Raw genomic sequence first — 11911 nt, 5'->3', positions numbered from 1 at the left:
AATTTTACGTTAAACTAATATTTAGTTAAACGAAATTTATTGTGCAATTACTAACAATCTCCTCATCCCTCCTTTTGTACTCCATCCATTTCAGATGGAGGAACCTTAATAAAATTTCTACTATATTTAGAAAGAAGTGTTTTACAAAATGGAAAACCAAAAATATTCAAAACGAAACTTAGGAATCATGTGGTTCGCTAACTTCTTTATTAGTGCCTGCATGACTATGGTTCTCCCATTTTTATCGCTTTATATTGAATCATTTGGTCAATATTCACCTGAATTTGTGCAGCATTGGTCGGGGCTTTGTTTCTCTGTGACCTTTGTAGCAGCTTTCTTGTTTTCACCGATATGGGGAAAAATTGGCGATAAATTTGGAAGAAAAACGATTCTTATCATTTTAGCAATCGGATTAGGCATTTCCATATTTCTAATGAGTTTTGCCGATTCTGTTTGGGAAGTCTTTATTCTTCGCTTTTTCACAGGATTTTTCACAGGCTTTATCCCAATGTCACAAGCGTTTATCTCCACACAAACTCCCAAAAAAGTTGCTGGTAAAGTATTAGGAACCTTACAGACAGGAAGTATTACTGGATCTTTGATTGGTCCTTTACTTGGAGGCGTATTAGCGGATAGTTTCGGCTATGCGGCGACTTTCCGATTTACTTCACTTGCCATCTTTATATCTGCTATTCTAGTATTTACAACTAAAGAATTTGTTCTGCCTGCTCAAAAGGGTACAAAAAGTAGCTATACAAGCAAAGAGGTATTGGCCTATATTCTTAAAAACCCTGTATTCATTACCGTTCTGCTTATCTCAGCCTTTATACAAATTGCCCATTTCAGCATCCAGCCTATTCTGTCTTTATATGTCAGTAAATTGCATGGTCCGGAAAATATCGCCTTTTTCGCTGGCTTAGCTTTCTCAGCTGCAGGTTTAGGGAATTTACTAATGGCACGGAAATGGGGAGAAATGGGGGATCGCTCTGGTCACCTCAAAGTACTTGTTATTCTCCTGTTTATTGCCGGAATTATCTATTTCCCAGGAGGATTTGTTAATCAATACTGGCAATTGCTGATTATCCGCTTTATTCTCGGTGTTGCAATTGGGGGCATGGTTCCTGTACGTATTGCTTATATTCGACAAGAAGTACCTATTGCTATGCAAGGAGAAGTAATGGGATATGAAACAAGTCTTCGTTTTCTCGGAAATATAATCGGTCCTGCCCTTGGTGGACTAATCGCAGGTAACTTTGGTTTCTCTATGGTATTCTTTTCCACTAGTATTCTCTTATTAGCAAGCGGTATTTTCCTATTTACTATGATGCACCGCCATCCTAAGCTAGCTAAACATTCGATTTCCTAAAGATTTAGCTGCTGTGTAAATAATAACCATTTTCCTCCTTTATGATGTATAATAAAATGGAAAAATAATTGTCATCATAAGGAGGATAACTATGGCTAAATCAAAGGCTAGAAAGAAACGCGACAAAGTGCTGCGTGAAAATGGATTTGATACAACGATGCGCAGAGGTTCCTGGGGCAGCATTGTACCAATCACGAAAATAACGAAAACAAAGAAAGAACGATTAACGCGAAATGAAAAGAAATATAAACAAAACCATTCTTCTAGATATGATGAGAATGGTTTTTATTTTTTAATTTAATATTTTTCTTGGATATCCTTCTCTACACCCCTTTCTAAAATTGTCTACCCTTACCGGGATTGTTTCATTTTTTCGCGTACATATGGCTATTTTATTTGATACGCTAATATCCTCTACATATACTCTTGCTAACTATTTATTCTTTATGTAATCTTAATCTTTCAGCTGCATTCTCTCCCTCTTACCCCTATACAATAAGACATTGCCTAAAACATTACGTCCTTATATAATATATGCAATTACTAATTTGCGATAAAGGGGATTGACTGTGGAAAGTATTAAAGTAGTAGAACAAGAACAACAACACACACTCTCCTATTTGGATGGAGTAAAAGACTGTATTCCAACCTTGCTTGGTTATATCAGCATCGGTCTTGCAATGGGAGTAGTCGGTGTATCATCCGGCTTATCTATCCTGCATGTTTTCCTGCTTGCTACATTTGTTTATGCTGGTGCCTCCCAGTTTATTATTTGTGCGATGATTGCAGCTGCAAGTCCTATCAGTGCGATTATTCTTACAACATTCATTGTAAATTTACGTCACTTATTATTAAGCTCCGCCCTAGCACCTAAATTTACCCAATATTCTATACAGAAAAATATTGGCATTGCCAGTCTTGTAACAGATGAATCATTTGGAGTAGCTATTACCAAAATTGCTAGAAAAGAGCCAATCAATGATAGATGGATGAACGGATTAAATCTTACTGCCTACCTTGTTTGGATTGCAGCTTGTACTGGCGGAGGATATATTGGAGGCTGGTTTCCTGATCCTGAACAATTCGGATTAGATTATGCCTTGCCAGCTATGTTTATTGCTTTGCTTATTCTCCAGCTGCAAACAATTGAACCTACTAAACTGAAACACTATTTATTGTTAATCACATTGATGATTGTCTGCATGCTTATTTTCTCGACTTTTTTATCAAGCAGCTTAAGTGTTATTATATCGACTATCGTCGTTGCTACAATTGGGGTGGTGACAGATAAATGATGAGCAATATGACCTTTTTTCTTTTATTAATCGGTTGTACACTTGTAACGTTTATTCCGAGAGTAATCCCCTTTTTAGTGGCACGTAATTTTACTATTTCTCCATCTGTCGAAAAGTGGCTTTCTTATCTTCCTGTATGCATTTTTACCGGTTTAATCGTAGAAAGTCTTTTAGAAACTGGCGGAAGCAATAGTATTAGCATTAATTGGGAAGCGCTTCTTGCGACGATTCCTACTCTTATTGTTGCCTTTCTTAGTAAAAGTTTATTAACTACCGTATTATTCGGAGTTGTGTGTATGGCTGTCGTAAGATTGGTATTGTAGCTATGTTGTAAAAAGCTTCTTTTTGTTTATATAAAGAGGCTTTTTATTTTGATGAACACTTTTTCTTCTAGCTCTTTCCTTATCAGTTTTCATCTTGTTTATGAACACCACTTTTCCCTCTACCTCCTTCTTTTCGGTTTTCATCCGCCTTATGAACACCACTTTTCCCTCTACCTCCTTCTTTTTCGGTTTTCATCTGTCTTATGAACACCACTTTTCCCTCTACCTCCTTCTTTTTCGGTTTTCATCCGCCTTATGAACACCACTTTTCCCTCTACCTCCTTCTTTTTCGGTTTTCATCCGCCTTATGAACACCACTTTTCCCTCTACCTCCTTCTTTTTCGGTTTTCATCTGTCTTATGAACACCACTTTTCCCTCTACCTCCTTCTTTTCGGTTTTCATCCGCCTTATGAACACCACTTTTCCCTCTACCTCCTTCTTTTTCGGTTTTTTATCTGTCTTATGAACACTACTTTTTCCTCTACCTCCTTCTTTTTCGGTTTTCATCTGTCTTATGAACACTACTTTTTCCTCTACCTCCTCCTTTTTCGGTTTTCATCCGCCTTATGAACACCACTTTTCCCTCTACCTCCTTCTTTTTCAGCTTTCATCCGCCTTATGAACACCACTTTTCCCTCTACCTCCTTCTTTTTCGGTTTTCATCTGTCTTATGAACACTACTTTTTCCTCTACCTCCTTCTTTTTCGGTTTTCATCTGTCTTATGAACACTACTTTTTCCTCTACCTCCTTCTTTTTCGGTTTTCATCTGTCTTATGAACACCACTTTTTCCCCTACCTCCTTCTTTTTCGGTTTTCATCCGCCTTATGAACAATCACCACTTAATAAATGGATAATACTAGCAAAAACCCCATAACTTGTAAAGAAACCATCCAAATCCATAAAAATTAACAAATTTATTGTACTTTCGTTTCCTTTCTGTGAAGTTTATAATAAAATATTGGTTATATTATTGATATAATCATACTAAGATCGTTTGGATATTTTCGATATAGACGAATGGCTAAGCTAAATATTTTATTCTAAAAGTATTCATACATATTAGAAAGGTGGCTATAATCTTGGAGATGGGCTCTAATTTTATAAAAAACATCATGAAAGAAGATTTAGAAACTGGGAAGCATGATACGGTTATCACGCGTTTTCCGCCAGAACCAAATGGATATCTGCACATTGGTCATGCAAAGTCTATTTTTATTAACTTTGGACTAGCAGATGAATTTGGAGGTAAGACCAACCTACGCTTTGACGATACAAACCCTTTAAAAGAGGACATTGAATATGTAAACTCTATTAAGGAAGATGTAGAATGGCTCGGATATGAATGGGAAAATTTATTATTTGCATCTGACTATTTCGAGGAAATGTACAACCGTGCAGTCTTATTAATAAAAAAAGGACTCGCTTATGTTGATGATTTATCAGCCGATGAAATTCGCGAATACCGCGGAACGTTAACAGAGCCAGGAAAGGAAAGTCCTTATCGTAATCGCGCAGTTGAAGAAAATCTTCAATTATTTGAAGCAATGCGCAATGGCGAATTCGGTAATGGCGAGAAGGTTCTTCGTGCAAAAATTGATATGACTTCCCCTAATATTAACTTAAGGGATCCTGTTATCTATCGTATTGCCCATGCTACTCACCACAATACAGGCGATAAATGGTGTATTTATCCAATGTACGCATTCGCTCATCCAATAGAGGATGCAATTGAGGGCGTAACACACTCACTTTGTACAACAGAATTCGAAGATCAACGTCCTCTATATGATTGGGTTGTTCGCGAATGTGAGATGGAAAGCACGCCACAACAAATCGAATTTGGCCGTTTAAATATTACGAATACCGTAATGAGCAAACGTAAATTAAAGCTTCTTGTGGACGAGAAATATGTAGATGGTTGGGATGATCCACGCATGCCTACTATTTCTGGCTTAAGAAGAAAAGGCGTTACACCTGAAGCAATCCGTAATTTCTGTATGGAATTAGGAATTTCAAAAGGCTCTGGTGCCGTTGACTCTGCCATGCTTGACCACTTTGTACGGGAAGATTTAAAGTTAAAAGCACCTCGTACAATGGGTGTCCTAAATCCGTTAAAAGTAGTTATTACTAACTATCCGGAAGGTCAAGTAGAAATGCTAGAAGCGGAAAACAATCCGGAAAATCCCGAGATGGGAACTAGACAAATTCCATTCTCTCGTGAAATTTATATTGAACAAGAAGACTTTATGGAGAATCCTCCCAAAAAATATTTCCGCTTGTTCCCTGGTAATGAAGTGCGCTTGAAGCATGCTTACTTTATTAAGTGCGAAGAAGTAATTAAAGATGAAGAAGGCAATGTAATCGAGCTTCATTGTACGTATGATAAAGAAACAAAAAGTGGAAGTGGATTTACTGGTAGAAAAGTAAAAGGAACATTGCATTGGGTCGAAGCATCTCAGGCTATCCCTGCGGAGTTCCGTTTATTTGAACCACTAATTACAGATGAAGATGAGGAAATGGAAGAAGGAAAAACGTTCTTAGACTATGTTAATCCAAATTCTCTAGAAATAATTCAAGGATTTATTGAGCCAAATATGAAGGATGTTAAACCACAAGATAAATTCCAATTTTTCCGTCACGGATACTTCAATGTGGATCCTAAATATTCCACTCCAGAAAAGCCGGTATTTAACCGTATCGTTTCCTTGAAAAGTTCCTTTAAACTATAAGCAATACAATAAAAGGAGGAGAATAATCGAAAAAGTCGACTATTCTCCTCCTTTTTTATATTGACTTACATCCATGTGGTTGCTGGCTTGGTTGTATTGGCAAGCCAGTCATACTGCAAGAGCCGTAGTTCGAATAACTTCAATGGGTCATGGAACAATTCTGGATTATTCTTTAATCGTTCTAATAAATTCTTATATTCTACTATATCTTTTGATTTTTCCTCAGCAAATTGCTCTAATGTTACTTTTGGACGAACAAAGAACATTTTAATATCATTTTCCAATCCCTTTTCATAGAAATCAAAATGCTGTAAAACAGCTGTCGAAACAGATGCTGCCACTTCAGAAAAATCCTCTGTTTCCAGATACTTTTGGTATCTTGATTGAAGCATTTTATTATTTTGCTGAATTGCACCAAGTAACTTTCCAGCACTCTTCAGAAATACTTGAGATGCATTAAAACGGTTGAAAATATTTAATGGTTCGATGCGAAGTCCGCTTGATAACCGGCGTGCATCTCTTTTCCAATCTTCTATAATCACAAAATCACAAGATAACTCTATTGGATGCTCGTTGTAAATTCCATTAAAGCCTTGGCTTAGCTCATTAAGGAATAGTTGGCCATCCTCTAATTGTTTATGAGCTGCTTGAATCCAATCTTCAATGCTTCGATGGATTTTCGGTGATAAGGTTTCATTTAAATACTCGTTTACTCGTCTATTCATCTCTTTATTTAGAGAAATATGCATTTTACTATAATCACTATCTTCTTTTATAAAATCCTTACATCCTTTTAAAATGGCTGGAATTTCTTTTTTTATTGCCTCATGCGTTTCTGTTTTAATTTCATCAAACTGCTTTGTTATGATCTCACTTTTAGAGGCTTCCATATCAATCAGTTGATTTTTTGCCCCAGTCAGCTTGCTTACCATTTCCTCATAAAGCTGGAGTGATGCTTTTAAACTATCTTCCATATCCAATCGTTTATCCAATAGATTAGTAATTAAATCTTGAATAATAGAAATACAGCTTTGCAATCGTTCTTCATTCATCTTTCTGGCTGCAAAATGGTGGTAATAATAACGGCTAATTTCATCTAGCTGAACTTCTCTCTCCTCTTGCTTGGAATAAATAAAGATCTTGCTATCTGGAAAATAATGCTGAATTGCAGACATCGCCTTTTGCAAACGCTTGGATGCTACTTTTTCATTATCTAAATCATCGATATAAATTAAAAATTGCAGTGTTAAAAATGGCGACTTTTCCTTCCATTGCTTTAATTGTTCATATTCCGTATAAGAAAAAACAGACCGCTCATTAATAACAAATAAGAGACTGTCAGCAAGCATAGCATAAGATGCATTTTCTACAAATGGAGCAGTGGTAACTGTCCATCTATTTTGGTTTAAATAATGAGAAGGAGTGTCTAATTGAAATACTCTCGGGCTTTCCTGTTGAACAAGCAATTCCTTATAAAAATTTGTGAGTGTATCAATTGATTCTAAACCAGAATTGGTTACTTCGTTTATTTCAAGATAGTCATTATCCTTTATCGTCAAAATAGCATTTGTATCTTCTGCTAAAATAGTCTCTCCTACTAGCTCGTTAATATAGGCATTTACACCACTTCCAGCAGATCCCACCATTAATAACTGATAATGATCTGATGGAAGAAAATCATGTACCTTTTGTGTAAACTTCTTGTCTAATGGAATATCATGCTTATCTGCCCACTCGATAATAGATTCAAATAAATTCATAAATTGCTGGAATGATACATTTGTTTCTGTTGTTTCATTAATCACCATCTCTGCTTTTGATACAACAGATTGTTCCATCGAGTGTTTATACATTTCATTCCAAGCTAGAACTGCCGATGCTGCCGATACAATCTGTTGTCCAGTTGAAGATAAGAAGTAATTGGATAAAAGAGTCGGAACGATTTCTTCCACTTCCTTAATCGAATAACTGCCATCAATTAAATGAGCGTACGCACTTTCCAAAATATGCGCTAATCCTTCTTCTCCCTCGCAAGGAACAGATTCATAAATGCTATTAAATGCCGTTACCCATGTTAGATAATAGGCTGTGTCTTCATAGTTTTTCCATAATGAGATAGATAATCTCTCAAAAGTAGCAAAGTCTAATTCTTGAAGATTTTTTAAGCTCTCTATAAAGTACGCAGGCTCAAACTGCTGAATCACTCCTAAGTTGCTGTAATGAATTAATGCTTCATACCACTTTAATCCATCCGTTCTTTTACCTTCGTTAACAGCAAGCTCTACTGCCTTCTCCCAATTTTGCTGTTCTTCATAATAAGACTTCGCAATAGTTGGTATATTGGCATAGTCTGGATTGGTAAGGACCAGATTATTGATAATCCCTAATGCCATTTCATGATTCTCTTTTTGGAAATACAATGAAAACAGTTGCAGAGATATTTCTGTTTGTAAAAGCTCTGAATCTGTCACAACGGATTTATAAAAGCTTTCTGCTGTTGAATATTCCTCTAATTCCAAGTATGCGTCTGCTAGGTTCTTCTTTGCCCATGGCTCTAATTCATTGCCAATATTCTCCCATTTAAAAATTGCCGCTTCATAGTCATGGTATTGAAAATATAATTCACCTTGTGCGAAACGGATGGAAGTTAGATCTGGAACATTCTTTCTTTGTTCCGCTATATATAATTGGCCTAAAACTTCAATTGGCGACTCGTCTCTATCCTGTAAGTATCCTTCATAATACGTTTTTTCAATTAGTTTTTTTTCTAATGTCATAACTTCCCCCTGCTATTCATTTAGAGTGGTTTTTTATCATTCTAAATAATATATTTATGCTCATCCGTCATCATTATGTCTTATGTAGGCTATCCTTCATTGTAGCAAATCAGATTATTTCATGGATTTCGAAACCGATTCAATCTCTTTACAATATAATAACAGGCTAAGTAATCGTTCTAGAATGTTGGTATTCCTTCATATATTTAGTGCTATTTTATAAGTACTATTATATTTAGATTACTGATTATTACCCCCATCCTCTAGTGTCCATCGTACCTTTCTTCCCTGTTTTTTATTTATCCTCTCCGTCTTTTTACCTAGTTCACTTTCGCATTTAACAGAGTGTGGATTATTCAAGGGAAAATAGCAATAGACCTTTAAATTATAAAGGAACATACTCTTTGGAAAATAATCGCTTTTGGCCCATCCTATTCCTCCATCTATCTCCAAGTAGAAGAAACTCCCCATTCAAATAAGAAATTATTCTCTAGAAACTAACTTATGGAAGTGAATGGCGTGATTTATCTAGACATCATGAAGATTGTCGTTGGTTATGAGGATTACGACTTCAGGAGAAAAAAGAGTCCGATAGTAACTCTGCTAATGTTGATGCTTTTTTATATTGTTCCAAATGGAATGGGCAATATCTATGGCAGAACGAAAAAGACAGTGTTAATATGCCAATAACGGTGATATGGCAGGTGAGTAATCTCTTAGAAGTTTAAGGAATAAGCAAAAATCACTTAAGAAGAAGGAAGAATAGATCGTGGAAAAAATGTTCGAATTTGCACAAAATCAACATTAAAAAACAGTAAGTAGATAAACATTTAATCTACTTACTGTTACCCCAAAACTACAAACTACACCGCAGCTGTAGAAATAAACTCTTTGTATCTTTTATTCATCTCACTCATTCTTTCATGGGAACCTTCACATACAATTTCTCCATCTTCAATGAATAATACATTGTCCCCTGGTTTTACTTCTTCTAGGTTATGAGTTACTTTAATCACTGTCTTATCTTTAGTAAGTTTGTTTATTGATTCCAATACTAAATTTCTAGATTCTATATCTAAGTTTGAGGTAGGTTCATCCAATAAAATTATATCCGGGTTCTTCAAAAATAGCCTAGCTATATTTAATCTTTGTTTTTCTCCCCCTGATAATTTGTCGCCACTCTCCCCTATATTCGTATTAAGTTTGTCCTTCTGTCTATCAACAAACTCTTGTAAATTCGCATATTTTAAGGCCTCTCTTATTTTGGATTCATCAATTTGGTCCTCATCAAGCCCATATAGCAAATTATCTAAAATGGTACCGCTAATTAAAGATGAACCCTGGCTTACTATCCCAATGTTTTTTCGAAGTTCATATGTGTTCAAATGACTGATATTGATATTGTCTATTGTTATGGAACCACTTTCTGGGTGATAAAACTTCTCCAATAGGTTAATTAAAGTTGTTTTCCCAGATCCTGAAGGACCAACAATCGTTAGAGACTCCCCTCGTTTAATAGTAAAGCTGATATCACTAAGCATAGGTTTATCTTTGTACCCAAAAGTAATTTGATTAAAGGATAATTCATGTAGAAATTTATACTCGATATTGCCAGTAAATTCCACTTCATTATTATTCATTATATTATTTAAACTTTTAATTGCACCATTAGCTTTATGGTACTCTCCAATAAATCCACTAATGGAACTCATTGGGGTCATCATTTGAAAGGCATAGATTACAAACGCAATTAATGTACTTATAGTTAATGTTCCTACTGAGATTCTATATGCTCCATACCCTACCACTATTAATAAGCCTAGAATAAGTAAAAAATTTACTAAAGGAGCTACTATAGCAAAAACTTTACTTTCATATAAGTTAGCATTATATAATCTATCAATACACTTATACATTAATGATTTTTCCTGTTTTTCAGCCGTTGAAGCCTTCACCATCTTTATATTTTTAAAAGTCTCTTGCGTTTTTGAAATAAAAACAGAAGTTTCTTTTTGTTGTCTATCCCCAGTGTTCTCCATTCTCCTCATCAGAGGAAATATAATCCCAAATATAAATGGGGCAATTATTAGTACCACAACCGTTAGTTTCCAATCAAGGATAATTGTTAATGCTAATCCACCAAGTATCATTATAATTCCCGTAACTAATTTAGGGATGTGATATGTGATTAAATCTTTAACAATTTCTGTATCATTTACGATTCTACTTGATAATTCTCCGCTGTGGTAATCATCAAAAAAATCAACTTTAAAATAAATAACCTTATTGTAGATATTTTTTTGTAAATCACGAATTACCATGTTACCAAATTTAGATATTATGTACTGATTAACTGCTTCAATTATAGATTTTATTACTAAGAATAAAACTAAACCTCCAACCATCCATAGGCTAATCTCATTCATTGAAAATTCATCAACAATATCCTTTACCAAAAGTGGGAAAAATAAAGTTGCTGCTGTAAATAAAATAGATGCAATTATAATTGTGAACAAAAGTATTTTCTTCTTTGTATCATTAATTGCTAATAGGAGCATTTTATACGCATTCAATTAAGATTCACCTCATTAATTAAGACAATAAAGCTTGATTGACCAAACTTTATTGTCTTTTACAGAAATCATTTACTAGCCTTAACAGAAGAACCAGCTTGCGTTGCTACTTCCTTTACATTGAATACTCGCTAGTGATTTTGCTTTTAGTTGTACATCTTTTGATATAGCTTCTTTTTGTAATGATAATACCTTGTTCATTTCTCATTCCTTCTTTCTTAATAGTATTTTTAAGAATTAACAGAAGAACCAGCTTGCGTGACTACTTCCTTTGCATTGAATGCTTTTAGAGGATTTTGCTTTTAGTTGTACATCTTTTGATACAGCTTCTTTTTGTAATGATAATACCTTGTTCATTTCTCATTCCTTCTTTCTTAATAGTATTTTTAAGAATTAACAGAAGAACCAGCTTGCGTGACTACTTCCTTTGCATTGAATACTTTTAGAGGATTTTGCTTTTAGTTGTACATCTTTTGATACAGCTTCTTTTTGTAATGATAATACCTTGTTCATTTCTCATTCCTTCTTTCTTAATAGTATTTTTAAGAATTAGCAGAAGAACCAGCTTGCGTTGCTACTTCCTTTACATTGAATACTTGCAAGTGATTTCGCTTTTAATTGAACGTCTTTTGATACAGCTTCTTTTTGTAATGACAATACTTTGTTCATTTTTCATTCCTTCTTTCTAAATAGTATTTTTTAAGAATTAACAAAAGAACCAGCTAGTATTACTTGATGGAGAACAGCCTAAACTCACAGATGACTTTAATATATCTCCATTTTTCCGTTCTTTCTTATCTATTTTTTGTAAACCAAGAACGTTTTTCATTTTTATCACCTCCTAT

General features: G+C 34.8%; 14 protein-coding genes. 5 read left to right on the top strand and 9 right to left on the bottom strand.

Annotated elements, in window-relative coordinates; all coding sequences use genetic code 11:
• Window positions 1-148 precede the first annotated feature (148 nt).
• The 4 genes from NiCM35_RS17520 to NiCM35_RS17505 all read left to right on the top strand — a co-directional run bounded on the left by NiCM35_RS17520 (window position 149) and on the right by NiCM35_RS17505 (window position 2984).
• Window positions 149-1366 (top strand): MFS transporter, encoded by a 1218-nt coding sequence (locus tag NiCM35_RS17520; protein WP_095330640.1) that lies wholly within the window; start codon window positions 149-151, stop codon window positions 1364-1366.
• A gap of 91 nt (window positions 1367-1457) precedes the next feature.
• On the top strand, window positions 1458-1667 hold the full coding sequence (gene brfA / locus NiCM35_RS17515; RefSeq protein WP_095330638.1) for a ribosome rescue factor BrfA: 210 nt from the start codon (window positions 1458-1460) through the stop codon (window positions 1665-1667).
• Between the two features lie 268 nt (window positions 1668-1935).
• Window positions 1936-2661: an AzlC family ABC transporter permease gene (locus tag NiCM35_RS17510; protein WP_249879256.1), complete on the top strand. Its 726-nt coding sequence runs from the start codon at window positions 1936-1938 to the stop codon at window positions 2659-2661.
• Window positions 2658-2984: an AzlD domain-containing protein gene (locus tag NiCM35_RS17505; RefSeq protein WP_303985099.1), complete on the top strand. Its 327-nt coding sequence runs from the start codon at window positions 2658-2660 to the stop codon at window positions 2982-2984. Before NiCM35_RS17510 ends, NiCM35_RS17505 begins: the two co-directional genes overlap by 4 nt.
• Before the next feature lie 82 nt (window positions 2985-3066).
• On the opposite strand, the gene NiCM35_RS17500 is transcribed toward NiCM35_RS17505, so the two are convergent.
• Complete coding sequence (locus tag NiCM35_RS17500; protein WP_433780303.1) at window positions 3067-3198, bottom strand: hypothetical protein; 132 nt, start codon at window positions 3196-3198, stop codon at window positions 3067-3069.
• 60 nt (window positions 3199-3258) lie between these two features.
• The gene (locus NiCM35_RS17495; RefSeq protein ID WP_433780301.1) at window positions 3259-3507 is read right to left on the bottom strand and encodes a hypothetical protein; all 249 of its coding nucleotides are present in this window, start codon (window positions 3505-3507) and stop codon (window positions 3259-3261) included.
• Between the two features lie 559 nt (window positions 3508-4066).
• Between NiCM35_RS17495 and NiCM35_RS17490 the strand changes: the two genes are divergently transcribed.
• Window positions 4067-5716, top strand: coding sequence for a glutamine--tRNA ligase/YqeY domain fusion protein (locus tag NiCM35_RS17490; protein WP_341123692.1), 1650 nt, complete (start codon window positions 4067-4069; stop codon window positions 5714-5716).
• 65 nt (window positions 5717-5781) lie between these two features.
• Here NiCM35_RS17490 and NiCM35_RS17485 read toward each other — a convergent pair whose 3' ends face one another.
• The 7 genes from NiCM35_RS17485 to NiCM35_RS17455 all read right to left on the bottom strand — a co-directional run bounded on the left by NiCM35_RS17485 (window position 5782) and on the right by NiCM35_RS17455 (window position 11895).
• The gene (locus NiCM35_RS17485; protein ID WP_433780299.1) at window positions 5782-8493 is read right to left on the bottom strand and encodes a tetratricopeptide repeat protein; all 2712 of its coding nucleotides are present in this window, start codon (window positions 8491-8493) and stop codon (window positions 5782-5784) included.
• Between the two features lie 863 nt (window positions 8494-9356).
• Entirely contained in the window at window positions 9357-11066 is a 1710-nt protein-coding gene (locus tag NiCM35_RS17480; RefSeq protein ID WP_095330626.1) for an ABC transporter ATP-binding protein, read from the bottom strand.
• A gap of 81 nt (window positions 11067-11147) precedes the next feature.
• Window positions 11148-11267, bottom strand: coding sequence for a class III lanthipeptide (locus NiCM35_RS17475; protein WP_204259897.1), 120 nt, complete (start codon window positions 11265-11267; stop codon window positions 11148-11150).
• A 36-nt stretch (window positions 11268-11303) separates the two neighbouring features.
• Window positions 11304-11423, bottom strand: coding sequence for a class III lanthipeptide (locus NiCM35_RS17470; protein WP_201781389.1), 120 nt, complete (start codon window positions 11421-11423; stop codon window positions 11304-11306).
• A gap of 36 nt (window positions 11424-11459) precedes the next feature.
• Window positions 11460-11579, bottom strand: a complete 120-nt coding sequence (locus NiCM35_RS17465) for a class III lanthipeptide (RefSeq protein ID WP_201781389.1) — start codon at window positions 11577-11579, stop codon at window positions 11460-11462.
• Between the two features lie 36 nt (window positions 11580-11615).
• Window positions 11616-11735, bottom strand: a complete 120-nt coding sequence (locus NiCM35_RS17460; protein ID WP_204259898.1) for a class III lanthipeptide — start codon at window positions 11733-11735, stop codon at window positions 11616-11618.
• Between the two features lie 37 nt (window positions 11736-11772).
• Complete coding sequence (locus tag NiCM35_RS17455) at window positions 11773-11895, bottom strand: class III lanthipeptide (protein WP_206426424.1); 123 nt, start codon at window positions 11893-11895, stop codon at window positions 11773-11775.
• Between the last annotated feature and the right edge of the window lie 16 nt (window positions 11896-11911).

Origin of the sequence: Niallia sp. M35, assembly GCF_050971705.1 — a bacterium.
Taxonomy (GTDB): Bacteria; Bacillota; Bacilli; order Bacillales; family Cytobacillaceae; genus Niallia; species Niallia circulans_A.
This window is presented reverse-complemented; position numbering and strand designations above follow the sequence as displayed.